The sequence below is a fragment of the Nocardia sp. NPDC003482 genome, from assembly GCF_053588115.1.
The window spans coordinates 206,442-232,817 of the sequence record NZ_JBSFPI010000005.1 but is presented as its reverse complement, the minus strand read 5'-3'; the positions used below and the strand labels follow the sequence as shown (position 1 = coordinate 232,817).

The window sequence follows — 26,376 nt, the reverse complement described above, 5'->3', positions numbered from 1 at the left end:
CCCTCTCACCCGTGCCCACCCGAGAGGAGCAACCGGCGGCGACGCACCACGCGCCGCTCCGCCTCGTCCGCCGCGGCGGTGGCCTCCTCGGGCGACCCACCGCGACCGATCGTCTCCTCGTACGCCGCGGCCCTGGCCTTCTCGATCTTCGCGGCCCGTCGCCGCCGGATTCCCTCGAACATCGCCGTCCTCACCTTCGATTCCGCTGCTTCCGTGTCCCGTCAGTCTTGCCGGGTGAGAGTGCGCGGCGCATCGCTCCACGGAATGACCGGGCATCGTCCCCGAGAACTACTTCCGTCCGGGCGTGATGACCGAACCGGCGTACCCGGCCTTCCCGCTCGCCACTCCGTGAGTGGGCGTCGAAAGCGCCCGCGATCAGCGCCGACCCGAGGCCCACCCACGGAGTGGTGAGCCGGCCCGCCAGGACAGCGTGGAATCAACGCTGTCGCATGGGCTTTCGAACGCGGGCGTGCCGGTAGGTTCGAAGGATGGGGAGTTCGAGAATCCGCCGTCCGGTCGCGATCGTGCTCGGGGTCGTGGTGGCGGTGGTGGCCGCGGCGCTGCTGCCGCGATGGTGGTGTGGGCGGGACGCGGATCGGTGGTTCGAGGGGGAACCGGGGCGGGTGCGGGGGCTGGCCGAGGAATTGGTGGCCTTCGAGGACGGGGACGATCGGGCGCGGGCCGACCGGAGACAGGTGCTGGACGGGATGTGGGGGTTGCTCGCGCATCAGATGACGGCGCTGGGGCTGGCGCAGGTGTGCCTCGCGCATCCGGAGTGGCGAGAACGCTACGCGCCCACCGTGACTCGCGCGGCGGCCACGAGCCTGCTGCCCGAGATGCGGTCGGCGTTCACCGACAGCTGGCACGGCGAGGACGGGGCGGCGGTTCCGGACAGCCCGCACGGGCACGCGTACCTGTCCTATCCGGCCCTCGCGCTGGGCATGGCCCGGCTGGTCGATCCGGCCTTCCCGCCCGAACTCGCGGCGCGGCACGACGCCCTGATCGAGTCCGCTCAGCGCCGGCTGCTCGCGTCGCCGACCGCGCTGCTGGAAACCTTTCCCGGCGAGGCGTATCCGACCGATGTGGCGGCCGTGGCCGCCGCCATCGCGGTGCACGGGCGGGCGACCGGAGTCGATCACGCGGCGGCGCTCGCGCACTGGGCCCGGCAGGTACGCGCGGTGCAGATCGATCGGGAGACCGGACTCGTGGTGCAGCGCATGGGAATCGACGGGCGGGCGCACGACGCGCCGCGGTCCTCCGGGACCGGATTGGCGGCGTATTTCGCCGGGTTCGCGGACCGGGGGCTGGCCCAGGAGTTGGCGGCGGGAGTGTTCCGGCAGGAGCGCGGCGTGCTCGGCTTCGGCGCGATCCACGAATACGGCGGCGGGCGCGGCGGACCCGGGGATATGGACAGCGGGCCGGTCGTGCTCGGAATATCGGTCTCCGCAACGGGTTTCGCGCTCGCCCCGGCCCGCGCCTTCGGGCAGCGCGAGGTGTTCACCCGGCTGTTCCGGACCGCCGACCTGGTCGGGGTGCCGGTGCGGAGCGGTTCCCGGCTGCGGTTCGCGACCGGTGGTGTGATCGGGAACGCGCTGTTGCTGGCGTTCCTGACCTCGGGGCCGGAGCTGGCCCGGTGAGAGTCTCGCTGGTGCTGGTCGTGCTGTATCTGGTGCTGCACTGGCTGTTGGGGGTGTTGTCGGAGCGGCACGGGTTCGGGTCGGTCGACGAGGTCGGCGCGGCGTTCTCGATCGTCACCGTTCTCGTGGTGGGTCTTCGGGTGACGGTGCTGGTCGTCGTGCCGGGCCTGCTCGCCTACGGGCTCGTGATGCGGCTGCTTCGGCGGGGTGCTGATACCGAGACCTGATGTCCTCCAGGGCTTTCGGGCCTGGGCTTCGGCGATGGGGTGGAGGTCGTCGCGGTTCACCTGACCGCCCACTCCCGTGATTCTCGGGCGAGCTCGTCGGTGTCGAGTGGGCGTGGCCTACCCGACGGCGGCCAGGAGGCGGCGCAACTCTCGACGGTCCTTTTCGGTCAGTTTGCTCAGAACACGCCGCTCGGCCTCCGTGACCGCCGGATCGATTCGCTCGAGCATTGCCGAACCGGCGCGAGTCAGGCTGGCGGGCAACGATCTTCCCGTCGCGACGGTCGCGGGGCGGGTCACCAGACCGCGGCGCTGCAAGCCGTTGATGACCTTGTTCATGGCCTGGGGGGACACGTTCACAGCGCGGGCGAGCTGGGCGTTCGACCTACCCGGCGTCTGCGCCAGCAGCCGCATGCACAGGTATTCGGGGAAGGTCAGCTCGAACGGTTCCAGCACCGTCGCGCCCACCTCGGCCCGCAACGCCGAGGCGACTCGGTGCAGAAGGTAGCCGAGGGGCTTGTCCTCGAAACCTTCCATCGGAGCATCTTGACACATATCAACCTGGTTGACATAAAGGGTCTATGACGAGTTCATCCCAGGAAGAGATGTTCGAATCCGCTTACCAGGGCAAGGCTCCCGAGATCGGCGAGGGTTTCCGGCCGCCGTGGAGCATCGGGGCGCCGCAACCGGAGATCGCCGCGCTCATCGACGCCGGGAAGTTCCACGGCGAGGTGCTCGACGCCGGGTGCGGTGAGGCCGCGACGTCGTTCTACCTCGCCGAGCGGGGCTTCACCACGGTCGGGCTGGATCTGTCGCCCACCGCCATCGACCTCGCCCGCGCCGAGGCCGCGCGGCGCGGGGCGCGCACCGCGAGTTTCGAAGTGGCCGATATCAGTTCGTTCACCGGGTACGACGGACGCTTCGGCACCATCGTCGACAGCACGCTGTTCCACTCCATGCCCGTCGAATCGCGCCGGGGTTATCAGGAGTCCATCGTGCGGGCCGCGGCGCCGGGCGCGTCCTACTTCGTGCTCGTCTTCGATCGCGCGGCGACCCTGCCGGGACCGATCAACGCGGTCGACGAGGAGGAGCTGCGGGCGGTCGTCGGCGAGTACTGGTCGATCGACGAGGCGCGCCCCGCGCGCATCCACGCCAATATCCCCGGCGGCGCGGAACGACGGGGCGAGTTCACGGGGCCCGAACTCCGCGACGAGGGCGCGGGCCGGGTGTCCCTGCCCGCCTGGCTGCTGTCGGCGCACTTGGACTGAACGGACAATCCTCCTACACTGCCCCGTTGTGCGTGCGCTGTCCCCGCGGTCGAGAGTGTGGCTGGTGTGGACTATCACGCGAATCCTGTTGGTGGCCTTCACCGGTGTGACGGCGCTCCCGCACAGCGTGTGGGACGCGTCGGCGGCGGATCTGCGGTTGTACCAGGAGTGGGCCGAGCTCATCGTGCGGCACCACACCTTTCCGCTGGCCGACGAGCAATGGCAGTACCCGCCGGGTGCGGGAGCGCTACTGGTCGTGCCGTGGTTGTTCGGGGGCGGGGCCGGGTACAACTGGTTCTTCTTCGGAGTGGTCGCGGTCGCGGACGCGGCGGTGTTGGGGTTGTTGATCCGGGCGGCCGAACGGGGCGGTGGTTCCAGGTACGAAGCACGCTGTGGCGCACCGTCTTTCGCGGGGCCATGGGTGTGGACCGTGGGGGTCGCCTTGTTGGGGCGGGTCTGTTACGGGCGGTTCGATCTGGTGGTGGCGGCGTGTGCGGTGGCGGCGCTGGTGTGGGCGGGGCGGCGGCCGGTCGCGGCGGGGGTGGCGGTGGCGGCCGGGGTGTTGTTGAAGGTGTGGCCGGTGGTGGCGGTGCTGGGGTTGCGCCGGCGGGAGTTGCGGCGGGTGGGGGTCGCGGCGGGGGCGGCCGGGGTGGTGCTGGCGGGTGGGGTGACGCTGCTGGGGCCGGGAGCCTGGTCGTTCCTGCGGTTTCAGGCCGAGCGGGGGTTGCAGATCGAATCCGCCGCCGCCACACCGCTTCTCATCGCCCGGCTGGTGTCCGGGGGGTGGGTTATCGAGCATCGGTTCGGGGCCGAGGAGCTGTCGGGGCCGGGGGTGGCGGGGCTGGCGCGGGTGTGCGTGGTGGTCATGGTCGTCGGCGGGGTGGTGGTGCTGGCGCAGTGGTGGCGCGTTCGTCCGCCCGCGGCCGATCTGGCATTGGCGGCCACGCTGCTGGCCATGGTGACCAGCCGGGTGCTCAGCCCGCAGTATGTGGTGTGGGCGGTGGCGGTGGCCGCGGTGTGCGCGCTACGGTCGCGCACCACGCAGCGGCCGATCGTGTATCTCGTGCTGGTGGCGGCGTTTCTGAGTCAGGTGGAGTTCCCGTTCGTCTACGACCGGGTGGCGACGGGCAGCCTGCCGGGGGTGGTGGTGTTGACGCTGCGCAACGCGGTACTGGTCGGTGCGGCCGTATGGTCGGTGGTACGGCTGCGGCACGGGCGGAGTACGGGTTACGTGGAGGCACGCTCGTCGCGTGGGAGCGCGTGCCCGCGCTGTCGAGGTCGGGCACGTAGCCGAGGGTCACGGCCGGACGGGGCCGCGGGAATCCCCTAGGCTGCAAGCGAATAATCGTGCCGCGTATAGGGGGGACCACCCATGGCTCAGCCGTTTCCGTCCGCGATACCGCCGTATCCGACGCCGCCGCCCGGTTGGGGATCCGGTTATCCGGCGGGAAACGCTCGCGGTTCGAGTAACCCCCTCGCCGCTCTGGCGCTGGGGCTGGCGGCCCTGCTGATGACGGCGCACTGGATCTGGCGCTTCACCAAGTACGAGAAGTTCTACTGGAGCGACGCCAGCACCGTCCTCACGGTCCTGTTCGCCTTCACCGCCGCCCTCGTCCTCCTCGTCGGAAACCGTTCCGCCCGAACGAAACTCCTCGCCGCCGCCGCGACCGGCCTGATCCTCGCCCCTGATGTCAGCTTCCTCCTCACCACCCTCGACTCCCGCCTCCACTACGCGACGAGCCCGTGGGCCCTCGGCGGCTGGCTCGCCGTCCCTATCACCCTCCTAGCCCTCCTCGCGCTGATCCTGCTGCTGACCACCGCGACTCCCACCCCACCACCGGCCCCCGCGTCGTGGCCGCAGCAACCGGTCGCCCCTCCCCCGAATATCGCGTGGCCACAGCCGGGTCAGGCCCCGCTTGCGGGCGGGTATCAGCCGCCCCCGGGCCAAGCCGCGCCTGCGGACGGGTATCAGCCTGGCTCGGGCCAAGTGCCGTCCCCGAGCGGGTACCAGCCTCTCTCGGGCCAAACCCCGCCGCCGGGCGGGTATCAGCCTGCCTCGGGCCAAGCCCCGTCCCCAGGCGGGTATTAGCCTCCGCCGGGGTGGTAAGGGCACTGAGTGTCGGCGCATATTCTGCCCGCATGGGTACAGCCGTTGATGTCACCGCCATTACGAATCTGATCGCGAGATATGCCGAACTCGTCGATACCGGGGATTTCGACGGGGTGGGTGAGCTGTTCGCCGAGGCGGTGTTCGTCGGGGGCGGAGGGGTGGTGCGGGGCGGGGACGGGATCGCGGAGATGTTGCGGCGCACGGTGATTCGGTATGCGGATGGGACGCCTCGTACTCATCATGTGACGACGAATATCGCCGTCGAGTTCGAGGAGGAGGATGTCGCGACGGCGCGGTCGTATGTGACCGTGTTCCAGGGCCTGCCGGAGCTGCCGTTGCAGGCCGTGGCGGCGGGACGGTATCGCGATCGCTTCGAAAGACGCGAGGGCCGTTGGCGATTCGTGGAGCGTCGGGTGGACATTCATCTCCGGGGCGATCTCAGCCGTCACCTGCGCGGGCAGCCGCTCGACGCCGAATCCGGGGCTTAGCGCGTCAGGAGGCGTTGTCGGTCGCCCGCTCCGGGAGCCAGTCGGTGGGTGCGGCGATCAGATCCGACAGCGCCGCATAGGCCGCACCGGTGGCGGACAATGACGAATCGGATTGTCCCGCAATGATTTCCGGCGTCGTCCACCGGGCGGACAGGACTCGGGTGGACAGGTGGGCGCGCACGGGCGGGATGAGGAATTCGGACAGCTCACCCAGATGACCACCCAGGACGACGGCGGGAATGTCGAGAAGGTTGACGACCGCCGACAGCGCGAGGGACAGCGCCCACGCGGCGCGGTCGAGCGCGGCGCGGGCCGCCGCGTCGCCACCACGGGCACGGTCGGCGAGCACGACGGGCCGCGTTTCGACGGGAAGGTTTGCGGCGCCGAGCAATTGGCTTTGGCCCGCGTACAGCTCGAGACAGCCGCTGGAACCGCACGGGCATTCGGGCCCGGTGGGGTCGACGGTGATGTGACCGATCTCCCCGGCCCAGCCGTGACGACCGGTGATCACCTCGCCGCTCAACACCGCCGCGCCGCCGATGCCGGTCTCGCCGGAGACGTAGAAGAAGTCGCGCAGGGGTGCGGGGCGGCCGGGAGCCAGATCGGCTACCGCACGGGCCGCCAGATCCGCCTCGTTGCCGATCGAAAAAGGCAGGGCCGCAAGGGTTTCCAGGTAGTCGACGGGTGCGATGTCGCGCCAGCCCAGATTGGGCGCGGTGAGCAGCAGACCGGTGCGGGTGTCGACCAGACCGGGCACGGCCAGGACGCCGCCGACGACACGGGTGTTCGCGGTCGCGGAAAGCAGGTCGGCGCATAGTTCATCGAGGGTCGCGAGGACGGTCGCCGGATCGCCGCCCCGGAAATCCCCGGTCGTCACGCGCTCGGCCAGTACCTCGCCGGTCAGGGCGATCACCCGCCCGGACAGACTGGTGGTATTCACCTGAAGCCCCAGCCCGGCGAATGTCCGCCCGGCGACAATCGGAGTCGCCGGACGCCCCCGGCCTCCACCCTGCGCCGGAATCCCTTCCGCCAGCACTCCGCCCGCGACGAGTTCGTCCACCCATCGCGCCGCCGTCGCCCGGGTCATCGACGTGACTCCCGCGATATCCGCCCGTGACAACGGTTCCGGCGCGCGCAGGACCGTCTGTAGGACGAGCGCCAGATTCGCCGCGCGAACCGTCGACTGACGCGCGCCGGTGCTCTGGACCGGCCAACTTCGGTGGGGCACGTGGTTGACCCTAGCCCACGGCGGAGTTAAGTTCACTTTCTGAACAAAATCGCGAGGAGGACACCGTGACTCGTCTGCCCACCGCGGAGGACAAATTCTCGTTCGGTCTGTGGACGGTCGGGTGGACGGGGGTCGATCCCTTCGGTACCGCGTCCCGCCCGGCGCTCGATCCGTGGGAGTACGCGGAGCGGCTCGCCGAACTCGGCGTGTGGGGCATCACCTTCCACGACAACGACGTGTTCCCCTTCGACGCGGACGAGGCGACGAAGGACCGGCGGCTGACGCGATTGCGGGAGGCCACCGAGCGGGCCGGGTTGGTCATCGAGACCGTCACGACCAACACCTTCACCCATCCGGTCTTCAAGGACGGCGCGTTGACCGCCAACGATCGCGAGGTGCGCCGCTTCGGATTGCGAAAGATCCTGCGCGCCACCGATATCGCCGCGCGGGTGGGCGCGTCGACCTTCGTCATGTGGGGCGGGCGGGAGGGCGCGGAGTACGACGGGTCCAAGGATCTGTTCGCCGCGTTCGAGCGGTATCGCGAGGGCGTGGACACCGTCGCCGCGTACATCAAGTCGCAGGGGTACGATCTGCGAATCGCGTTGGAGCCCAAGCCGAACGAGCCGCGCGGGGACATCCTGCTGCCGACCGTCGGCCACGCCCTGGGCTTCATCGCGCGACTCGAGCACGGCGATATCGTCGGGCTCAATCCCGAGACCGGGCACGAGCAGATGGCCAACCTCAACTATTCGCACGCGCTGGCGCAGGCGTTGTGGAGCGGCAAGCTGTTCCACATCGATCTCAACGGGCAGCGCGGGTTGAAGTACGACCAGGATCTGGTGTTCGGGCACGGCGATCTGCTGTCGGCGTTCTTCACCGTGGATCTGCTGGAGAACGGCTTTCCCGCGCAGCCGGACGGGCCGCGTTACACCGGGCCGCGGCATTTCGACTACAAGCCTTCGCGCACAGAGCATTTCGCGGGGGTGTGGGAGTCGGCGCGGGCGTGTATATCGACCTATCTCATGTTGGCGGAGAAGGCGCGGGCGTTCCGGGCGGATCCGCGCGTTCAGGAGGCGATGGCGTATTCGGGCGTGTTCGATCTCGCGCGGCCGACGCTCGGGGACGGGGAGTCGATCGCCGAATTCCTTTCCGCCGACGACGGTTTCGACGCGGAGAAGGCGGCTGAGCGCGATTTCGGGTTCGTGCGGTTGCAGCAGTTGGCCGTCGAGCATCTGGTCGGGTCATGACGCTGGTCGCCGGCGTCGACTCCTCGACACAATCGTGCAAGGTGGTGGTGCGGGAGCTGGAATCGGGGCGGGTGGTGCGCTCGGGCAGCGCGCCGCATCCGCCCGGGACCGAGGTGTGGCCCGAAAGATGGTGGGACGCATTGTGTTCGGCCATCGGGGCGGCTGGCGGACTCGACGACGTCGACGCGATCTCGATCGCCGGTCAGCAGCACGGCATGATCTGTCTGGACGCCGACGGGCGGGTCGTGCGCCCGGCGCTGCTTTGGAACGACACCCGCTCGGCGGAAGCGGCCGACGATCTCGTGCGCGAGCTCGGGGCGGCGGAGTGGGCGGGCGCGGTCGGCACGGTTCCCGTTGCGTCGGTGACGGTTTCGAAGCTGCGCTGGCTCGCGGACCACGAACCCGAGCAGGCCGCCCGGATCGCCGCCGTCGCGCTGCCGCACGACTGGCTCACCTGGCGGCTGCGCGGCGGTTCGAGGCTGGACGAGCTGACCACCGACGCCTCCGACGCCTCGGGGACCGGCTACTTCGATCCGCGCACCCGCTCCTATCGCCGCGACCTGCTCGGGCTGGCCCTGCGACGCGACGTACGGGACATCGTGTTGCCGCGTGTTCTGGGTCCGGGCGAACGCGCCGCGACCGTCGGCTCCCGGCTGGTGCTCGGGCCGGGTTGCGGCGACAATGCCGGGGCCGCACTGGGTCTCGGGATCGGGGCCGGGACCGCGATCCTGTCGCTGGGAACCTCTGGCGTCGTGGCGGCGGTCTCGGAATCGCCGAGCGCGGACCCGACGGGCGCGGTGGCCGGATTCGCCGATGCGACAGGGCGATTCCTGCCGCTGGCCTGCACCCTCAACGCCGCGCGGGTGCTCGAGGCCACCGCGGCCGTGCTCGGGGTGGAACTGGGCGAGTTGGACGCGCTCGCGCTCGCCGCACCCGCGGGCGCCGGGGGTCTCGTGCAAGTTCCATATCTGGAAGGCGAACGCACGCCCAATCTTCCGCACGCCACCGGGTCCCTGCACGGCATGACCCTCGCCTCGATGACCCGCGAGAACCTCGCGCGCGCCGCCGTGGAGGGGTTGGTGTGCCTGATGGCCGACGCCGCCGCCGCTCTGCATCGGCTGGGCATTCCCTTCGAACGGTTCGTCCTCGTCGGCGGGGGCGCGCGGTCGGCGGCCGTACGGGAGATCGCGCCCGCCGTCCTCGCCGCGCCCGTCGACGTACCGCCGCCGGGCGAGTACGTCGCCGAGGGCGCCGCGCGACAGGCGGCCTGGGCATTACTGGGCGGCGATCAGCCCCCGGAGTGGCCGCGCGCGGGGGTACGCACCTACTCGGCGACTCCGACCCCGGACCTGCTCACCCGGTACCGCTCCCACGCCACCCATCACAGCCGCACCCCCCGTTCGGATCAGCACCCGTCGTAAGGCACCCCAGCCGCACCCCTTGTTCGGATTCGCACCCGATGTATGGCACCCCAGCCGCACCCCTTGTTCGGATCCGCACCCATTGCAGGGCACCCAGCCGCACACCCTGTACGGATCGGCACTCGTCGTAAGGCAGCCCAGCCGCACCCTTTATTCGGATCCGCACCCGTTGTAAGGCTTTGTAAGGGGTGCGGATTCGAATAAAGGGTGCGGCTGGGTTCGTGGGCGGGGGTAACCGAACGGTGTCGGGGTGGGTGCGGGAGGGTTACGGGGGGCGTGGCGTGCGGGGGGTTGGGTCACGGTATGGTGACGATATTCGGGGGGAGGTGGGGGGATTTCACGGTTCTATTGCTACGTGGTTGCTGACGGGCATAGCCTCTAATTCCGTCAACCCGCGCAAACGGCTCGAGGGCCGTCGGTGTGGGAGCTGGGCGGGGACTTCGGTCGCAAGGGGCGAGCCATGAGCACACAGCAGTTGTCGGGCGATCCGGCTCGGGTGTTGGTCGTCGAACAGGATCCGGCCACCGCGGAGATGACGTTGCTGGTGCTGGCGGCGGCCGGGTTCGAGGCGGTGAGCACGAGAACCGGGGGGCAGGCGCTCAGTGCGGTCGATGTGTGGCATCCGGATCTGGTGTTGCTGGAACTGCTGCTGCCGGATCTGCCGGTGGCCGAGGTGTGTGCCCGGCTGCGGGTCGCGTCGCCCGCGCCGATCATGATCGTGTCCACCGAGACCGATCCGGACGTCATCGAGCTGGCGCTGGGCGCGGGCGCGTGCGATTACCTCGCCAAACCGTTCCGCACGCGGGAGTTGCTCACCCGCATCCACACTCGCCTGGGCGTCTGAGCTCAGCGGTTACGTCGCCACAGGGCCGCCGACAGCACGGTCGCGAACGCGCACCACCCCGGATACACCACCAGCGCCCGGCCGCTGCGGTCCACCGCCGCGACCCGCCGGGCCAGATCCGCGCTGCTCGCCGTGAGCGCCCCGGCCACCGCGGTCGCCGCGCCCAGCCGATGCGCCCGGAAGAACACCCACGTCCAACTCGCGTTCAACACCAGATTCGCCGCCAGGGCCCGCCGCAGCGAACGCGCCTCCGCCTCGGTCGCCCGGTCCAGCGCCCGCGCGCTGGTCACCGCGATATCCCCGTACAGCAGGGTCCACACGATCGGAAACGCCGCCCGCGGCGGCTGGAACCACGGCTTGCGCACCCGCTGATACCACCGCGACCCGGTCCCCGCCGCGAGCGATCCGACCGCGGCCGCCGCCGCGACCCCGGCCCCCGTCTCCGCGAGATGACGCCCCTCCCCCACGACCGCAGCACCCATGACCACCTCTTTCGTCGACCGGAACATTTGGCGAGCGGTACCCGCAAAACGTCCGGTTATCCCGAATTCAGTACGTCACCGCCACGGCCACCAGGCCGACGCTGGTGGCCGCGAAGGACACCGCGCTCACCACCCGATACCCGAGATTCCCGGTGAGTTGCTCGCGAAAGGCCAAGGGCAGGAACAGCGTCGGGTTGAGCAGGGTGCCGAATACGAGCACGGGGACGATCCAGGCGGCGGGGCGCGGCACGGCGGTGCCGACCGCGATCAAGATCACGCCCATGATCACGTAGTCGAGGTGGGCCTGGAGGATGCGGCGCGGGCTGATGACACCCAGTCGTTCGAACAGGCGCGGCGCGGCGTGCGTACCCGCGACGACCCAGCCGAACAGCGCGCCGAAGGCCAATTCCAGTAGTCCGATGTGTACCAGCATGTTCCGCCCCCAGGGGTCGACCGTCTCGGGACGTCAGCGTAGTCAGCCGGGCTACTGGACCGACCAGCCGCCGTCCGAGGCGAGGATCTGGCCGTTGATATTGGCGCTGTCGTCGGACAGCAGCCAGGTGATCGAGGCGGCGAGGGATTCGGCGGTGGTGACCGGGGGGATGAGGGCCTGGAAGGGGGCGAGGCGCTGGCGGGCGAAGTCGGAGTCGAAGCGGCCCTCGATGCCGGTGGCGGTCGGGCCGGGGGCGACGGCGTTGACGCGAATTCCGTTGGGGCCGTAGAGGAATGCGGCGCTCTTGGTGAGGCCGACCACGGCGTGCTTGGAGACGGTGTAGGCGGTTCCGGCGGCGTTGCCGCGCAGGGCCGCCTCCGAGGCGACGTTCACGATCGAACCGCGCCCGGCGGCAAGCATTTTCGTGACGACGGCGCGGCTGAGCTTGAACGTGCCGGTGAGGTTCACCGCGAGCACCCGCTCCCACACGTCGTCGCCCACCTCGTGCAGCGGCAGCATGCCGTCCATGATTCCGGCGACATTGGCCAGGCCGTCCACGGTGTCCCCGGCCGCGGCGACGATGCGGGCGATATCGGCGTCGGCGGTGATGTCGCCGCCGACGGCGACGACCGCGTCCCCGGCCAGCGCATCGAGCCGCTCGGCCGCCACGTCGACGGCCACCACGCGGCCGCCCTCGGCGAGAATCCGTGCGGCGGTGGCCTTTCCGATGCCCGAGCCCGCGCCGGTGACGATGATCGTGCGCCCGGCGAAGCGGGCGGCGGGGGTGGGTTCGTCCGCCTCGACGGGCATGACGCCGCCATTGGCGCGGGCGACGAGCCCGTCGACCGCCTCCTGGCTCAGCTGGCCCTGGCTCAGGCCGACGAGGGAGTTCAGCGGGAGGTTGGCGATCTGCCGCAAGACGCTCCGATCGTGTCCCATCGACGCGAGCAGTTCCCCGATGACCGCGCTCCCCGCCGGATCGTCGAGCCAGCGCCCGATGGTGTCTTTCCCCGTGAGCGGCCGAGCGTCGGCAGTCATCGCATTCCTCTCGTCGTGAACCCGCCAATCGTATCAGCGACAGATGTATCTGACCCAGATGAATCGGTAGCTGATAAATTCGGCCGGTGGATGTCCGTGAGCTGCACCACCTCATCGCCTACCTGACCGACCTCGCCCGGCAGGTCAGCGTGAACCCCGACGAACCCCCGGCCTCGCTGGGCGAGATCGCCGTCGTCGACGACATCGTGACCAATCCCGGCAGCTCGGTGCGGGACATCACCGAACGCACCGGATTCGTGCAGAGCCACGTCTCGACCACGATCGCCCGCCTGTCCGAGCGCGGCTTCGTCACCACGGCCGCCGACCCCGCCGACCGCCGCCGCACCCTGGCCCACCCCAGCGACGCGCTGCTGAGCCTGATCGAGGAACGAGCGTCGCGGACCGTGCACGCGGCGCTCGCGAAACGCTTGGGCGACAAGGCGTCCGCGGCACGGGCCGGACAACTGCTCGACGAACTCGCGCGGTTGCTGCTGGAGTAATGAGGGGGCCGTCCCGCACCCGTCGGCGGGCGCGAGCCGGCCGCCCCGACTGTCAGGCGGCGACGGATATCGAGGTGAGTTCCAGGAATTCGTCCAGCCCCTCGGGACCGAACTCGCGGCCGATACCGCTGGCCTTGACGCCGCCGAACGGCGCGGCCGGGTCCATGCTGTAGGGCTGGTTGATTCCCAGTGTGCCGCTGCGTATTCGGCGGGCGACGGCTAGGCCCCGCTCGATGTCGGTAGTCCAGACCGAGCCGGACAGGCCGTAGTCGGTGTCGTTGGCGATGCGCACGGCCTCGTCCTCGTCGTCGTAGGCGAACACGCCGAGCACCGGGCCGAAGATCTCCTCGCGGGCGATGCGCATGCCCGGGGTGACGTCGGTGAACAACGTGGGCCGGACGTACCAGCCGCGTTCGAGGCCGTCGGGCGGTTCGACGCCACCGACCAGCAGCCGCGCGCCCTCGCGCACGCCCTGATCGATGTAGCCGCGCACGCGGTCGCGCTGCCGCCGGGTGACCATCGGCCCGACCCGGGTGTCGGGATCGAACGGGTCACCGACGGTGAGCGTCTCGATCATCTCCACCAGCGCGTCGGTGTACTCTCGAACCCGCTTGCGCGGCAACAAGATCCGGGTCTGCGCCACGCACGCCTGCCCGCCGTTCATCAATCCGGCCACGGCCATCCCCGTGGCCACCGCGACGGGATCGGCGTCGTCGAGCACCACCGCGGCCGACTTGCCGCCCAGTTCGAGCCCGACCCGGCGCAGCCGCGGCGCGCACGCCGCCGCGACCTCCTTACCCGCCGCCGTCGACCCGGTGAAGGAGACCTTGTCCACGCCCGGATGCGCGACGAGGTGACGGCCGATCTCCCGATCGCCGGGCAGGATGCTCACCACCCCGGGCGGTAGGTCGAGGTGGGTGAGCAGATCTGCCATGAGGTAGGCGTCCAGCGGCGTCTCCGGCGACGGTTTGAGCACGATCGCGCAACCGGCCAGCAGCGCGGGAATCAGCTTGGCCACGATCAGGAACATCGGCATGTTCCACGGCACGATCGCGCCGACCACCCCGATCGGCGTGCGCCGCACCGTGATCGCGCCGCCGAACGCGCCCGGCCGCGTCTCCTGCCAGGGATGCCGCGCGGCGAGGTCGGCGAACGCGCCCATCATCGCGCCGGGCAGCCGCGCGTGCGCCGACCGGGAGAACGTGATGGGCGCGCCCATCTCGGCGGTGACGAGCCGGGCGAGTTCCTCCTGCCGCGGCTGGTAGCGCGCGAGCAGCGCCCGGACGACCGCGATCCGTTCGCTCGGATCCACACGCGGCCACGGACCCTCGTCGAAGGCCGCGCGCGCGGCCGCGACCGCGCGATCGACATCGGCGGGTCCGGGCGCGGCGACGCGCGCCACGAGTTCCTCGGTGTGCGGGGAGATCACCTCGAGGGTGTCGCCGGTGCTCGGCGCGACCCAGTCACCGCCGATGAACAACTGCTCCCGGGTGTCCATGAATCACGCTGTCCGCGAGGCGATCTGGCGATAGAAACGCACCGTCCGGCGGCGGATCGGTGCGCAGCCCCTGAGGCGGCGAGAACGCCCCGGCCCTGGTGGATTCGGCCAGCCTGGCCTGCACCGCGCCGATGTCGTCGGCCTCGATCTCGTAGATGGCGACGAAAACCCCGTCGTCCGAGAGGGATTCGAAGCGGCGGGCGGCGATGATGCCCTCGATGCCGAGCATCTCCTTCATATGGGTGTGCTCGTACCAGGTGTGGTAGGCGGCCGCCTCCTCGGCGGAACCGGGCTGGGATTCGACGTAGAGGATTCCCTTGGCCATTGCTGTCTCCTTGTCGGCGGCGGTCAGGGCCGTTTGACGATGCGGCCGTCCTTCATGACGAACCGCACGTCCTGCACCGTGGTGATATCGGCGGTGGGATCGCCGGGGACGGCGATGATGTCGGCGAGCAGGCCGGGCGCGAGCCGTCCGCGATCGTCGACACCGATGAGTTCGGCGCTGGTGACGGTCGCGGCGCGCAACGCCTGGGCGGGCGTCATGCCGCGATCGACCAGGGCCCACAGCTCCTTGGCGTTGTCGCCGTGCGGAACCGCGGGAGCGTCGGTGCCGCAGGCGATCTTGACGCCCGCCGCGATCGCCTTGCGCAGCGTCTCGCGCGCCCTCGGGAAGACCTCGGCGGCCTTCTTCCGCAGGGCGGGTGCGGCTTTGGAGACGTCGAGCCCCTCGGACAGATAACTGGTCGGCACCAGGAACGTGCCGTGCTCGACCATCATGGCGATGGTGTCGTCGGTGGCCAGCGATCCGTGTTCGATGCAGTCGACCCCGGCCCGGACGCACGCGCGGATTCCGGCGTCGCCGTGGGCGTGCGCGGCGACCCGGACCCCGGCGCGATGGGCCTCGTCGACGATCGCGGCGAGTTCCTCGTCGGAGTACTGCTGCGCCCCGGCCACGGTGCCGTGCGACATCACCCCGCCCGACGCGGAGATCTTGATGACCTCCGCGCCGTATTTGATCTGGTACCGGACGCATTCGCGGACCTGGGGCACGCCGTTGGCCCGCCCCTCCTCCACACTCACCGGCATGATGTGCGGGGCCAGGCGCTGGAACATGGTCGGATCCAGATGCCCGCCGGTCGGGGTGACCGCGTGCCCGGCCGACACGATGCGCGGCCCCTCGACCCAGCCCTGTTCGATGGCCCGGTGGAGGTCGACGTCGAGCAGGTAGCCGCCCGTCTTCACCATCAGCCCGAGGTTGCGCACGGTGGTGAATCCGGCGTGCAGGGTGGTCCGCGCGTTCACGGTGGCGCGCAGCGTCCGGTACACCGGATCGTCCTGCACGCCGTGCATCGGGTTCGGCAGCCCGGTCGGGTTGTCCGGGCCGCCGATGAGCAGGTTGATCTCCATATCCATCAACCCGGGCAGCAGGGTGACATCGCCCAGGTCGACGATCGTGGCCGCGCGCGGCAGTTCGGGCGGATCGATCGCCTCGATCACGTTGTCCCGCACCACGATCACCGCCGACTCGAGCACCTCGCCGGTGTCGACGTCGACCCGCCGATCCGCGCGCAGCACGATGCTCGGCGCGCTCACGGGATCGGCTCGATCACGCAGTCCAGCGTCGCGGCCCCGGTGTCGGGGATGCGCGGCTGGCTCCAGACCTCCACCGGGAACGACACGGTGATCATCGAATACAGCAGGTGCATCAGGTTGCGCACCTCGTCGGGCAACTCGTCGAGCGGGAACTTGTCGCAGTAGGCGAGGGCGTCCTCGGCGCGCGGGGTGACGGCGTCGTAAAACCGTTGCATCTCGTCCATCGAGCTCGCCAGGCGGCGGGCGTAGCGCTCGGATTCGGTTGGCAGACACCAGGTTCGGGCGAACGGCTCGAGGTCGGCGAACTCGGGGGGCAGCAGCGTGTCCGACATCAGCGCACCGCCTGAGCGCGTTCGGTGCGGTAGTCCTCGACCCAGTCCGCGGCCACCTTGTGCAGATGCCGCAGCAGGATCTCCTGATCGTTGAGCGGAAACGTCGTCACCGCACGGGATTCGAGCATGAGCTGCGTCGCCTCCAGGGTGGAGCTGTCCTGCAGGCCGTACTCCTTGAACGTCACCGCGGCCATTTCGTGCGCGACGCGGTCGCGCGCGCCGCGCGACGGCGGGAAGTACAGGTTGCCCTCGAAGATGTGGGTGTTGTGCGAGGTCGGCCAGTAGTGGTAGGTCAGATACCAGCCGCCGGACCAGATCAGGATCACGAAATTGGGCCAGAGCTGGAACGAATCCAGCCCCCACGGATCGCATTTCGCGGGATTGAGGCCCGCGGGCATCGGCCCGAGATCCGGTGTGTCCCACGGCCCGAACAGTCCGCTGCGGGTGATGTCCTCCATGGGTTTGCGCATGGTGGGATCGAGCTCCCAGGTGACCACGCCCGACGTGCTGACCAGCCGGTGCGGACCGTCGAGCCGGTAGTGCGGCGCCTCGAACCCGGCCTGCTGGGCGGCGATGGAGTAGTTGTCCGGCGTCTGCTTCCCGTGCAGCACGGGCGCGTGATAGAACTCCTGGAACGCGTCCATGTACAGCTTCCAGTTCGCGCCCACCTCGGAGCGGTAGCAGAAGCGCTCGGTGAGCGTGTCGAACGGATAGCCCTCGAGCCCGATGATCATGGGCCCCAGGAACTCTCGCAGCGATTGGCGCGGTTCGCGGGCCAGGTTGACGAAGATGAAGCCCGACCACACCTCGCAGTGCACCGGCACCAGCCCGAACCGCGCCTTGTCCAGGTCGAAGAACTCCTCCTCCTGCTGCACGAAGGTCAGCGCGCCGTCGAGCCCGTAGCGCCACCCGTGGTACTTGCAGGTGAACTGGCGGCAGGTGCCGGAGACCTCGTCTCGTGGAATCTCGTCCCAGACCAACTTGTTGCCGCGGTGGCGGCAGATGTTGTGGAAGGCGTTCACCGTGCCTTCCTTGTCGCGCACCACGATGACCGAGGTGTGCGCCGCGTGGATCTCCTTGGTGAAGTAGCTGCCGGTGCGCGGAAGTTGTTCCACGCGACCGACATTGAGCCAGGCGCGTTTGAAGATCGCCTCCCGCTCGAGTTCGAAGTACTCCGGCGAGATGGAGTCCTCGTAGGACATCGGGGCGGTGCCGAGTTCCGGGTAGTGCTGGGTCCAGCTGCCTTCGGCGGGCTTGGGCCAACGAGGCATGGTGTTCTCCTGGAGGGACGGGGTTATCGGATCGGCTCGTCGCCGAGCACGGTGGTGCGCAGCATTTCTCGCGGCGAATCGGGGTCGTAGGGCGCGGCGCGGTGGATGACGCCGCGGTTGTCCCAGAGGACGGTGTCGCCGACGGACCATTCGTGGCGGTAGACCCGCTCGGGGGTGGTGCAGCGGCGCAGCAGATCGTCCAGCAGCGCCCGGCTCTCGTCCGGATCCATCCCGACGACGTGATCGGTGGACGCGCCCAGCACCAGCGAGCGGCGGCCCGACTTGTGCGTCCAGATCAGCGGATGCTCCTTGCTGGGGCGACGCCGCCACGCGGCCAGCTGCTCGGGCGACGGGTCGGGGGTGACCAGCCGCTGCGACGCTTCCAGCGAATGCACCACCCGCAGCGTCGCGAAGCGTTGTTTCTCCTCGTCGCTCAGCGTGTCGAAAGCCTTGTAGGTGGAGGCGAATTCGGTTTCGCCGCCGCGCTCGGCCACGGCCTTCGCGGTGAGCATGGTGGCCTTCTGCGGGTAGGCGTCGTCCTGCGGGGTGCAGCCGTCGATGTGCCAGTCGAAGGTCGCGCGCAGGTAGCTCGCCGAGGAGTTCTTGGTCGTGTCGAGGCTGACCCGGTAGATGCCCGGGACCGGGTGGTGGCCGGGTTCGGTGTCGATCTCGCCGAGCCTGCGGCAGAACGCGACCTGGGTCTCCGGATCCAGGTGCAGGTCACGGAACACCAGCACGCCGTAGGTCTCGAGCGCGTCCAGGACGGCGTCGCCCAGCGTGTCGTCGGTGAGCAGCCGCTCCCGGTCGACCCCGCGGACCTCGGCGCCGACCTGCGAGCCGAGCGGCTCGATGGTTGTCGTCATCGCACTCTCCTCATGGCAGCGGCTCGGCGATCCGCGTGATCTCGGCGTCGGCGCTGTCGGTGGGTTTGATCTGCTGGAAGATCTCGACCGCCATGGCGACCATCACCAGCGAATACACCAGGTGCAGCAGGTTCAGGGCGTCCTCGGGCAGCTCGTCGAGGGGGAACTTGTCGCAGTAGGCGATGGCCTCGTCCAGGCGCGGCAGGAACGCGTCGTGGAAGGCGATCAACTCGGGCATGGTACTCGCCATGCGCCGGGCCCAGCGCTCGGATTCGGTTGCCAGACACCAGGTTCGGGCGTACTCCTCGAATTCGGCGAACCCCGGGGGGAGTTTTTTCTCCGGCATCGCGCTCACACTCCCGCGAATTCGCTCCGGTAGCGGGCGACCCACTCGCCGACCGCCCGGTGGAAGTGCCGCACCAGGATCTCCTGATCGTTGACCGGGAAGTGGGTGAGACCCGCTGTGCGGTAGGCGGATTCGAGCGCGGTCTGGGTGCCGGTCAGCATGCCCGCGTCCTGGAGCGCGAACTCCTTGAACACGACCGAGGCGACCTCGTGCTCCACGCGTTCGCGGACCGTGCGCGCGGGCTGATAGGCCAGCACGCATTCGAAGCGGTGGGTGTTGTGGGAGGTCGGCCAGTAGCGGTAGAGCAGGTACCAGCCGCGGTAGATGAGGATCTCGATATTGGGGAAGATCTGGAAGTTGTCGATCCCCCACGGCTCGATCCGGCCGGGATTCAGGCCCCGCGGCGGCTCACCCAGGTCGGGCGACTCCCACGGTCCGACCAGGCCGCTGCGGGTGATCCGCTCGATCGGGTACATGTACTCCGCGGGCTGGGTCCAGCGCCGCGGCCCGCCGGTGGAGACCATCCGGTGCGGGCCGTCGACCTGGAAGTGCGCGCATTCGAAGCCCTTTCCGGTGCGCACCGGATTCGGGATCTGCTGCGGGTGCAGGCCGGGCACGTGGTAGTACTCCTGGAACGCGTCCGCGAACAGCTTCCAGTTGCTGCGGTTGTCGGCGGTGAACTCGTACCACTCGGTCATCCGGTCGAACGGGTAGCCGTCGAGCGCGGTCACCATGGGCCCCAGGAAATCCCGCAGGGTCTGGCGGGGTTCGCGGTCGAGGTTGACGAACACGAATCCGGCCCACACATCGCAGTGCACCCGGACCAGTCCCGACGCGCTCGGGTCGAGGTCGAAGAACTCGCCCTCCTGCTGCACGAACGCCAGCGAACCGTCCAGGTTGTAGCGCCAGCCGTGGTACTTGCAGGTGAACTGGCGGCAGGTGCCCGCCACCTCCGCGGTCGGAAACTCGTTCCACACCAGCTTGTTTCCGCGATGGCGGCACACATTGTGGAAGGCGTTGATCGAGCCGTCCCGGTCGCGCACCACGACGATCGAGGTGCGGGCGGCCTCGATCTCCTTCGTGAAGTAGCTTCCGGTGCGCGGAAGCTGTTCCACGCGACCGACATTGAGCCACGCGCGTTTGAAGATCGCCTCGCGTTCGAGTTCGAAGAACTCCGGGGACACCGAATCATCGAACGAGATCATCGACGTGCCGAGCTCGGGATAGTGCTCGGTCCAACTGCCCTCGGCGGGCTTGGGCCACTGGGTCACGGTCGTTCCTCCTTATCCGGTCGCGGAAGTGTCGGCGGCAGTGCCATATCGGGGTCGAGTTGCAGGCCGACGCTGTTGAACACCAGCGCCAGGCACAGATAGGAACCGGCGACGAACAGCAGTTCGAGCGTGCGGCGGGGGTCGAAGTGGCGCACCAGCTCCGCCCAGGTGCCGTCGTCGAGGCCGTGCCGGTCGAGCAGCTGGTCGACGGCGGTCAGCAGCACCCGTTCCAGCGGCGACCACACCGGGGCGTCCGGGCCGTGGGTGACGGCCTCGATCCGCTCGTCGGTGAGTCCGGCCCGGGAACCGATGCGCGCGTGCTGCGCCCATTCGTAGGCCGAGCGCGTGCGCCAGGCGACGCGCAGGATCACCAGTTCGCGATGGCGGGGGTCGAGCGCGGAGCGTTCCAGCAGCGCGCCGTTGTAACTCAGCCAGGCCCCGGCCAGTTCGGGGTGGTGACCGAGGACGCCCAGCACATTCGGCATCCGGGGGGCGTCGGGCGCGCCGGACAGGTAGCGGTCGGCGAGACTCACCTTGCCGCGCAACGACTCTCGCGCCCGCTCGTCCCAGTGCTCGGCGGCCAGCGGGGCCAGCCGCGGCGTCATATGACGGACCCGCCGTTCACGCCGAGCACCTGGCCGGTGATGTAGCCCGCCTGCTCCGAGCACAGGAACAGGCAGGCCGCGGCGATATCGTCACCGGAACCCAAGTGCCCCACCGGAATCGCGGCGGCCATGCGGTCGTTGTCGGGCAGGTGCCCGGCCTCCTGCGAGCGGCGCGACATGGGCGTGTCGATGCCCGAGGGCGGGATGGTGTTGACCGTGATGCCCCGGCTCGCGAACTCGCGCGCGAGGGCCTTCGTCATGGCGACGACCGCGCCCTTGGCGGCGGTGTAGTGCACCATGCCCGGCGAGCCGCGCTGCGCGCTGGACGAGGAGATCGTCACGATCCGGCCCCACCCGCCGCGCACCATGTCCGGGATCGCCGACTGCACGCAATGGAACGTCCCGGTCAGGTTGACCTCCACGATCCGGTGCCAGTCGGCGAGCGTGATCTCGGTGAACGGCGCGAAACCCACCACACCCGCGCTGGTCACGAGGATGTCGATGGGGCCGAATTCGGCGCGCACCTTGTCCAGGGCCGCGTCGACCGCGGCCCGGTCGGTCACGTCCACGCCGCACGCCGTGGCCGCGCCGCCCGCGGACCGCAGCTCTTCCGCGAGCTGTTCGGCGGCGGTGGCGTCGATGTCCAGCACGGCGGTGCGGTGGCCGTGCGCGGCGAAGGTCCGGCAGACGGCCGCTCCCATCCCGGACGCGCCGCCGGTCACCACCGCGACCCGGCCGCCGTCGGCTGTCGGTCTGCTCATGATCCGGCTCCCTCCACCGGTCGAAGACGCTGCGCCACAAGGGTTTCCAGCGGCCTGGTCCTATCATGCAAGGCCGCTCAGCGAGTTAGTCGACTGACTAAATTAGGCGAGTGATTAAGGTATACGGCAGGTCGTCGGCGACTGTCAACAGGCTTCGAACAGACTTGCGGGGACCCGCCGTACACTGAGCTGCGACCGTGCGCGTCGCGCGGCACAGGAGGCCAGCAGATGAAACCGGCCCGCAGCGCCGACCCCGACAACTCCCCCACCCGCGCTGCCCTGCTGGACGCGGCCCAGGAGCTCATGCTCGAGGAGGGGTACGCCGCGGTGAGCACCCGCCGCCTCGCCGCGCGGGCGGGCGCCAATCCCGCGCTCGTGTACTACTACTTCGGCACGATGGACAATCTGTTCATCGAGTTGTTCCGCCGCGGCGCCGAGCGCAGCTACCGGCTCCAGGTCGAGGCGCTCGACGACCCGCAGCCGTTGTGGGCGCTGTGGGAGTCGATCCACGATCAGTCCCAGACCGCGCTGACCATGGAATTCGTCGCCCTGGCCAACCACCGCAAGGCCATCCGGGCCGAAATCGCGGCCTCTTCCAAGCGTTTTCGCGAACTCCAACTCGAGGCTGTCACGAAGATCCTCGCGGGTTACGGGCACGAGTCCGTCGTGTACACCCCCGCCGCGGTGGTGCTGTTGATGTCGAGCATCTCCCGGTTCCTGCGGATGGAGGAGGCGTTCGGCGTGGACGCCGGTCACGACGATGTGGTCCGGCTCATCGAGGGGTTCCTGCGCGACGTGGAGGGCGAGCGGCGACCGTGACCGGTCGATTCCGGCGGTGAGCGACGGGTTTATCTCCCCGGACATTCGCATTTCGGATTGCCCGGACGGTCTTGTTCGCTTTCCGCACTGACCGATTCGCCCCGTCCTCGGCAGACTGGGCAGGCGACTTCTTCGATGCGGGCGCGTTCAGGACGTGAGCGAACCCCGCACGATCGACCCGGTCGTCGGAGGCGAGTCATGACTTCGCTACTGGATTCGAACACGGTTTCCACCACTCGAGCACGCCGGGGCAGCGACCCTTACGACGGCATCGAGCCCTGGCTGGAGAAGATGGCGGCACTGCCCGAGCACGATCCGGAGCGCTCCCGGCTGCGCACCGACATCGTGGGCCGCTGCCTGCCGCTGGCCGAGCACATCGCCCGCCGCTACACCGGACGCGGCGAGACCTACGAGGATCTGTACCAGGTGGCCTCGGTCGGACTGCTGCTGGCGGTCGACCGATTCGACGCCGGGAAGGGCTGCTCGTTCCTGGCCTTCGCGGTGCCCACGATCATGGGCGAGGTTCGCCGGCACTTCCGCGACCGCACCTGGGCGGTGCGGGTGCCGCGGCCCACCAAGGAATTACAGTCGGCCCTGGGGCCGGTGATCGAACGCCTGTCCCAGCGGTTGCATCGCATGCCGACCGCGTCCGAGCTGGCCGCCGAACTCGATGTCGATCTGCTCGAGATCACCCAGGCCCTGCTCGCGGCCAACGCCTACAACACCGACACCATCGACGGGCCCTCCGACGACGCCGATCGCGAGCCGGGCACGTCGCGGGTGCTCGAGGAACTCGGCGGCGTGGACGGCGGCTACGAACTCACCGAGAACGCCCTCGCGGTCGCCCCGCTGCTGGCCGCCCTGCCCGAGCGGGAGCGGCACGTGCTGCAATGGCGCTTCTTCGAGAACCTCACCCAGACCCAGATCGCCCAGCGCCTGAGCATCTCCCAGATGCAGGTCTCCCGCATCATCACCAAGACGCTGGCCACCCTGCGGGAGGACGTGTTGCGGGACTGAGCGCGTTTCCGCCCGTCGATCGCGGGTACCGTCGGAAGGAGGACTCGGGGGCGGTGACGGAAGCGGAGGCGTATGCGGAATCTCTCGTTCGACAGTGACGACCTCACCGCGACCGAGGAGTTCCTCAACGACGCCTACACCTCGATGAGCATCGGCAACACCGGCGTGCGGCGCGTGCGCACCCGGATCCGCCGCGACATGCTCGGCTCGGTCAGCCTCGACCGCCTCGACCTCGGCTTCGACATGAGCTACGATGCCGAACCGCTGCACAAGGTGTGCCTGTGCACGGTGGAGGCCGGCTCGATCGAGGAGAACTACCACGACACCGGCGTCGACGTGTTCGGCCCCGGTGACGTCGGGCTGCTCACCCCGCCGCAGCTGCCCTACAGCGGGGTCGTCCGCTCGGCGCGCTACGGCATCACCATGTTCGACCCCGCGCTGCTCGACCGGGTGGCCGCCACCGCCGGGGAGAAGACCCCGCTGCGCTTTCGCGGGCACCGGCCCGTCACCCCCGCGGCCGGACGCCGCCTCGCCGAGGTGATCGCCCACCTGCAACGCACGGCCGCGGACCCCGAGGCGGCGGCCAGCGACCTGGTCACCGCCACCGCGATCGACTATCTGGCCGCCACGGTGGTGGACACCATGCCCACCACCGCGATCGCCGACCCCACCGCGACCGACCGCCGCGACGCGCACTCCGACACCCTGCGCCGCGCGATCGCGTACATGGAAAGCCGTCTGCGCGAAGACATTTCGATCGCCGACATCGCCACCGCGATCTTCGTGACCCCCCGGGCCGTGCAGCTGGCGTTCCGCCGCCACCTGGACACCACCCCCACGGCCCACCTCCGTCGCCTGCGCCTGGCCGCCGCCCACGAACATCTGCTCGCCGCCGATCCGGGCGACGGGACGACGGTCGCGTCGGTCGCCTACACCTGGGGTTTCGCCCATCCGGGCCGCTTCGCCATCGACTATCGCCGCGCCTACGGGCAGAGCCCGCTGACCACTCTGCACGCCTGAATCCTGTGATGAGAATCATGTTTCCCCTTAGCTGGGCTATATTTGCGCGGTGTTGCCAGCTAGATTCTGCGAGATCCGAACACGGATTCTCGCCATCGCTCTCGTGCCGAGCCTGGTGCTGCTCGTCATCGGGGTCGTCCTCGCCGCCTACCTGACCGCTCAGGGGCGGCACGCGAAGCAGTTCTCCGACACCTTCAGCGCATATCGCGAGTCGGCGCACGATCTGATCCTCGCCGTGGAGCAGGAGCGGTTCCAGTCGCTGTGGCAGCTGGCGGGCAACGAGCCCAATCCGCGCGAATTGGCCGCGGCGCGAGCGGCTTTCGACGAGTCGCTGCGCAAACAGGTTGCCACTCAAGGGCTTCTGGCCGCCGCGGGCGGATCGATGAACGATTCGATCAGCGCGTTCAATCAGTTGCAGGCCAAGCTGCCGCAGCTGCGCGGCGGCGTGGACCACGGCACGCTGCCGCCCGCGGACGCCTACCACTTCTTCAGCGCGCTGCTCGACTACGGCGACGAGAGCGTGGCCGCGCTCGGCCAGAGCGAGAACGTGCCCGATCCGACCTCGACGCTGCGGCTCATGCAGACCGTGAGCCTGCTGCATGTCGTGGAGGCGAACGCGCGGGCCGCCGCGCTCACCGTGACCGCGGCCGGTCCGGCCGGGCTGCCGGCGGATCTGGTCGAGGAGTATCGCGATCAGGTCGGGGCGTATCGCGTCGCGCTCACCCAGGTGGCGGTCGCGCTGCCGCCGGAGCTGAGCAAGCGGGCCACCGACATCGTGGCCTCCTCCGCCTGGCAGCAACTGGGCGCGATGGAGACGGCACTGCTGACGCCCGCGAAACCCGGTGCGGCGCAACTGCCGATGAGCGTCACCGACTGGCGCGGCGTGGCGACCCACGTCAACGAGCAACTGCTCACCCTGTGGTCGGATCTCTACCAGGCCGCGCAGGACCACGCCCGCGCCGCGGCCACCGACAAGGCGAACAACTCCCTGCTCGCGGGCGCGCTCACCGCCGCGGTGGCGATCGCGGCCTTCGTGCTGTCGCTGCTGCTGGCGAATCGGCTGATCGGGCGGCTGAAGCGACTGCGCACCGAGACGCTGGCCCTGGCCGAAGAGCAATTGCCCGAGACCATGCGCAAACTCGGTGCCGGCGAGCAAGTCGATCCCGAAACCGACAGCGCGCGTCTGGATTTCGGCTCCGACGAGATCGGGTCGGTGGCCAGCGCGTTCAATCGCGCGCACACCGCCGCGGTCACCGCGGCCGTGACCGAGGCCCGCACCCGCGAGGGCGTGCGCGCGGTGTTCCTCAATATCGCCCAGCGCTCCCAGCTCGTGGTGCACCGCCTGCTGGAGATCCTCGACGACGCCGAACGGCGGCAAGAGGATCCGGAGGTGCTCGAGATCCTGTTCCGCCTCGACCACCTGGCGACCCGCGAGCGGCGCAACGCCGAGAACCTGATCATCCTCGGCGGCGGCCGGCCCGGCCGGAAATGGCGACGGCCGGTGGACCTGCTGGAACTCGTGCGCAGCGCGGTGGCCGAGACCCTGGACTACGCGCGGGTGCGCACCGGGCGGCTGCCGCGGGTGTTCGTCGCCGGCGACGTGGTGGCCGACCTGATCCACCTGCTCGCCGAACTCGTCGACAACGCCACCGCGTTCTCCCCGCCGGGCTCGCGGGTGGAGGTGAGCGGCGGCATCGCGGGCAAGGGCGTCATCGTCGAGATCGGCGACCAGGGCACCGGCATGACCCCGGAGGACCTCGCCCGCGCCAACGCCATGCTGTCACGCCCGCCGGACTTCGCCGTGGCCACACTGTCGTCGGATTCCCGCCTGGGGCTGTTCGTGGTCGCGAGACTGGCTGTGCGGCACGGTATCTCGGTGAAGCTGTCCGATTCGGTCTACGGCGGGGTACGGGCGATCGTGCTGATCCCGAACAGCCTGATCACCACCGGTCCGGCGGGCGACGGGTCCGAACAACCCGCGCTCGCCGAGCATTCGCCCGGGGCGCTCATCTCGGCCATGCGCGCCGGGGAGGTCGCGGAGACGCCGGTGGGTTAGGTCG

30 protein-coding genes are annotated in these 26,376 nt (G+C 69.7%); 14 read left to right on the top strand and 16 right to left on the bottom strand.

Annotated elements, in window-relative coordinates:
- Window positions 1-5: 5 nt before the first annotated feature.
- Window positions 6-182: a hypothetical protein gene (locus ACWDSJ_RS10240; protein WP_450030832.1), complete on the bottom strand. Its 177-nt coding sequence runs from the start codon at window positions 180-182 to the stop codon at window positions 6-8.
- Between the two features lie 306 nt (window positions 183-488).
- Here ACWDSJ_RS10240 and ACWDSJ_RS10235 point away from each other — a divergent pair, with 306 nt between their 5' ends.
- Both ACWDSJ_RS10235 and ACWDSJ_RS10230 read left to right on the top strand, forming a co-directional pair.
- A complete protein-coding gene (locus ACWDSJ_RS10235; RefSeq protein ID WP_450030830.1) occupies window positions 489-1,637 on the top strand; it encodes a hypothetical protein in 1,149 nt (382 codons plus the stop codon).
- On the top strand, window positions 1,634-1,864 hold the full coding sequence (locus tag ACWDSJ_RS10230; RefSeq protein WP_450030828.1) for a hypothetical protein: 231 nt from the start codon (window positions 1,634-1,636) through the stop codon (window positions 1,862-1,864). The genes ACWDSJ_RS10235 and ACWDSJ_RS10230 overlap by 4 nt, the downstream gene beginning before the upstream one ends.
- Before the next feature lie 117 nt (window positions 1,865-1,981).
- Here ACWDSJ_RS10230 and ACWDSJ_RS10225 read toward each other — a convergent pair whose 3' ends face one another.
- Window positions 1,982-2,398 (bottom strand): MarR family winged helix-turn-helix transcriptional regulator, encoded by a 417-nt coding sequence (locus ACWDSJ_RS10225; RefSeq protein ID WP_450030826.1) that lies wholly within the window; start codon window positions 2,396-2,398, stop codon window positions 1,982-1,984.
- Between the two features lie 44 nt (window positions 2,399-2,442).
- Here ACWDSJ_RS10225 and ACWDSJ_RS10220 point away from each other — a divergent pair, with 44 nt between their 5' ends.
- The 4 genes from ACWDSJ_RS10220 to ACWDSJ_RS10205 are packed head-to-tail and all read left to right on the top strand — an operon-like array spanning window position 2,443 to window position 5,727.
- Window positions 2,443-3,129, top strand: a complete 687-nt coding sequence (locus tag ACWDSJ_RS10220; RefSeq protein ID WP_450030825.1) for a class I SAM-dependent methyltransferase — start codon at window positions 2,443-2,445, stop codon at window positions 3,127-3,129.
- Window positions 3,130-3,157: 28 nt separating this feature from the next.
- Window positions 3,158-4,459, top strand: a complete 1,302-nt coding sequence (locus ACWDSJ_RS10215; RefSeq protein ID WP_450030823.1) for a glycosyltransferase 87 family protein — start codon at window positions 3,158-3,160, stop codon at window positions 4,457-4,459.
- A 42-nt stretch (window positions 4,460-4,501) separates the two neighbouring features.
- Window positions 4,502-5,218 carry a hypothetical protein gene (locus tag ACWDSJ_RS10210; protein WP_450030821.1) on the top strand — a complete coding sequence of 239 codons (717 nt, stop codon included), beginning with the start codon at window positions 4,502-4,504 and terminating at the stop codon, window positions 5,216-5,218.
- Window positions 5,219-5,268: 50 nt separating this feature from the next.
- Window positions 5,269-5,727 (top strand): nuclear transport factor 2 family protein, encoded by a 459-nt coding sequence (locus ACWDSJ_RS10205; RefSeq protein ID WP_450030819.1) that lies wholly within the window; start codon window positions 5,269-5,271, stop codon window positions 5,725-5,727.
- A 4-nt stretch (window positions 5,728-5,731) separates the two neighbouring features.
- Here ACWDSJ_RS10205 and ACWDSJ_RS10200 read toward each other — a convergent pair whose 3' ends face one another.
- The gene (locus tag ACWDSJ_RS10200; protein ID WP_450030817.1) at window positions 5,732-6,955 is read right to left on the bottom strand and encodes an ROK family protein; all 1,224 of its coding nucleotides are present in this window, start codon (window positions 6,953-6,955) and stop codon (window positions 5,732-5,734) included.
- A 65-nt stretch (window positions 6,956-7,020) separates the two neighbouring features.
- On the opposite strand from ACWDSJ_RS10200, the gene xylA reads away from it, so the two are divergent.
- From xylA to ACWDSJ_RS10185, 3 genes are all read left to right on the top strand, one after another.
- Complete coding sequence (gene xylA, locus ACWDSJ_RS10195; protein ID WP_450030815.1) at window positions 7,021-8,202, top strand: xylose isomerase; 1,182 nt, start codon at window positions 7,021-7,023, stop codon at window positions 8,200-8,202.
- Complete coding sequence (xylB, locus tag ACWDSJ_RS10190; RefSeq protein WP_450030813.1) at window positions 8,199-9,623, top strand: xylulokinase; 1,425 nt, start codon at window positions 8,199-8,201, stop codon at window positions 9,621-9,623. Before xylA ends, xylB begins: the two co-directional genes overlap by 4 nt.
- 460 nt (window positions 9,624-10,083) lie before the next feature.
- Complete coding sequence (locus ACWDSJ_RS10185; RefSeq protein WP_387364774.1) at window positions 10,084-10,467, top strand: response regulator; 384 nt, start codon at window positions 10,084-10,086, stop codon at window positions 10,465-10,467.
- Window positions 10,468-10,469: 2 nt separating this feature from the next.
- Here the strand turns inward: ACWDSJ_RS10185 and ACWDSJ_RS10180 are convergent, their stop codons facing one another.
- The 3 genes from ACWDSJ_RS10180 to ACWDSJ_RS10170 form a co-directional block, all read right to left on the bottom strand.
- The gene (locus ACWDSJ_RS10180) at window positions 10,470-10,949 is read right to left on the bottom strand and encodes a TspO/MBR family protein (protein WP_450030810.1); all 480 of its coding nucleotides are present in this window, start codon (window positions 10,947-10,949) and stop codon (window positions 10,470-10,472) included.
- 67 nt (window positions 10,950-11,016) lie between these two features.
- Window positions 11,017-11,382 carry a hypothetical protein gene (locus ACWDSJ_RS10175; protein WP_387364780.1) on the bottom strand — a complete coding sequence of 122 codons (366 nt, stop codon included), beginning with the start codon at window positions 11,380-11,382 and terminating at the stop codon, window positions 11,017-11,019.
- A gap of 51 nt (window positions 11,383-11,433) precedes the next feature.
- Entirely contained in the window at window positions 11,434-12,420 is a 987-nt protein-coding gene (locus tag ACWDSJ_RS10170; protein ID WP_450030808.1) for an SDR family NAD(P)-dependent oxidoreductase, read from the bottom strand.
- Window positions 12,421-12,506: 86 nt separating this feature from the next.
- Here ACWDSJ_RS10170 and ACWDSJ_RS10165 point away from each other — a divergent pair, with 86 nt between their 5' ends.
- On the top strand, window positions 12,507-12,920 hold the full coding sequence (locus ACWDSJ_RS10165; RefSeq protein ID WP_450030806.1) for a MarR family transcriptional regulator: 414 nt from the start codon (window positions 12,507-12,509) through the stop codon (window positions 12,918-12,920).
- A 52-nt stretch (window positions 12,921-12,972) separates the two neighbouring features.
- On the opposite strand, the gene ACWDSJ_RS10160 is transcribed toward ACWDSJ_RS10165, so the two are convergent.
- From ACWDSJ_RS10160 to ACWDSJ_RS10115, 10 genes are read right to left on the bottom strand one after another with little or no spacing between them, the layout of a single operon-like run.
- Complete coding sequence (locus ACWDSJ_RS10160; RefSeq protein ID WP_450030804.1) at window positions 12,973-14,418, bottom strand: aldehyde dehydrogenase; 1,446 nt, start codon at window positions 14,416-14,418, stop codon at window positions 12,973-12,975.
- Window positions 14,384-14,743 carry a hypothetical protein gene (locus tag ACWDSJ_RS10155; RefSeq protein ID WP_450030802.1) on the bottom strand — a complete coding sequence of 120 codons (360 nt, stop codon included), beginning with the start codon at window positions 14,741-14,743 and terminating at the stop codon, window positions 14,384-14,386. Before ACWDSJ_RS10155 ends, ACWDSJ_RS10160 begins: the two co-directional genes overlap by 35 nt.
- 23 nt (window positions 14,744-14,766) lie before the next feature.
- Window positions 14,767-16,011 (bottom strand): amidohydrolase family protein, encoded by a 1,245-nt coding sequence (locus tag ACWDSJ_RS10150; RefSeq protein ID WP_450030800.1) that lies wholly within the window; start codon window positions 16,009-16,011, stop codon window positions 14,767-14,769.
- Entirely contained in the window at window positions 16,008-16,343 is a 336-nt protein-coding gene (locus ACWDSJ_RS10145; RefSeq protein WP_450030798.1) for a hypothetical protein, read from the bottom strand. Before ACWDSJ_RS10145 ends, ACWDSJ_RS10150 begins: the two co-directional genes overlap by 4 nt.
- Window positions 16,343-17,614: an aromatic ring-hydroxylating oxygenase subunit alpha gene (locus ACWDSJ_RS10140; protein WP_450030796.1), complete on the bottom strand. Its 1,272-nt coding sequence runs from the start codon at window positions 17,612-17,614 to the stop codon at window positions 16,343-16,345. Before ACWDSJ_RS10140 ends, ACWDSJ_RS10145 begins: the two co-directional genes overlap by 1 nt.
- A gap of 23 nt (window positions 17,615-17,637) precedes the next feature.
- The gene (locus tag ACWDSJ_RS10135) at window positions 17,638-18,477 is read right to left on the bottom strand and encodes a TauD/TfdA dioxygenase family protein (protein WP_450030794.1); all 840 of its coding nucleotides are present in this window, start codon (window positions 18,475-18,477) and stop codon (window positions 17,638-17,640) included.
- Window positions 18,478-18,487: 10 nt separating this feature from the next.
- Complete coding sequence (locus ACWDSJ_RS10130; protein ID WP_387364806.1) at window positions 18,488-18,823, bottom strand: hypothetical protein; 336 nt, start codon at window positions 18,821-18,823, stop codon at window positions 18,488-18,490.
- Window positions 18,824-18,828: 5 nt separating this feature from the next.
- Window positions 18,829-20,094 (bottom strand): aromatic ring-hydroxylating oxygenase subunit alpha, encoded by a 1,266-nt coding sequence (locus ACWDSJ_RS10125; RefSeq protein ID WP_450030792.1) that lies wholly within the window; start codon window positions 20,092-20,094, stop codon window positions 18,829-18,831.
- Complete coding sequence (locus tag ACWDSJ_RS10120) at window positions 20,091-20,699, bottom strand: carboxymuconolactone decarboxylase family protein (protein WP_450030790.1); 609 nt, start codon at window positions 20,697-20,699, stop codon at window positions 20,091-20,093. The genes ACWDSJ_RS10125 and ACWDSJ_RS10120 overlap by 4 nt, the downstream gene beginning before the upstream one ends.
- A complete protein-coding gene (locus ACWDSJ_RS10115) occupies window positions 20,696-21,460 on the bottom strand; it encodes an SDR family NAD(P)-dependent oxidoreductase (RefSeq protein WP_450030788.1) in 765 nt (254 codons plus the stop codon). Before ACWDSJ_RS10115 ends, ACWDSJ_RS10120 begins: the two co-directional genes overlap by 4 nt.
- A 228-nt stretch (window positions 21,461-21,688) precedes the next feature.
- Here ACWDSJ_RS10115 and ACWDSJ_RS10110 point away from each other — a divergent pair, with 228 nt between their 5' ends.
- The 4 genes from ACWDSJ_RS10110 to ACWDSJ_RS10095 all read left to right on the top strand — a co-directional run bounded on the left by ACWDSJ_RS10110 (window position 21,689) and on the right by ACWDSJ_RS10095 (window position 26,372).
- A complete protein-coding gene (locus ACWDSJ_RS10110; RefSeq protein WP_450030786.1) occupies window positions 21,689-22,279 on the top strand; it encodes a TetR/AcrR family transcriptional regulator in 591 nt (196 codons plus the stop codon).
- 198 nt (window positions 22,280-22,477) lie between these two features.
- The gene (locus ACWDSJ_RS10105; protein ID WP_450030784.1) at window positions 22,478-23,296 is read left to right on the top strand and encodes a SigB/SigF/SigG family RNA polymerase sigma factor; all 819 of its coding nucleotides are present in this window, start codon (window positions 22,478-22,480) and stop codon (window positions 23,294-23,296) included.
- A 72-nt stretch (window positions 23,297-23,368) separates the two neighbouring features.
- Complete coding sequence (locus tag ACWDSJ_RS10100) at window positions 23,369-24,316, top strand: helix-turn-helix transcriptional regulator (RefSeq protein WP_450030782.1); 948 nt, start codon at window positions 23,369-23,371, stop codon at window positions 24,314-24,316.
- Window positions 24,317-24,365: 49 nt separating this feature from the next.
- Entirely contained in the window at window positions 24,366-26,372 is a 2,007-nt protein-coding gene (locus ACWDSJ_RS10095) for a sensor histidine kinase (protein WP_450030781.1), read from the top strand.
- Window positions 26,373-26,376 lie beyond the last annotated feature (4 nt).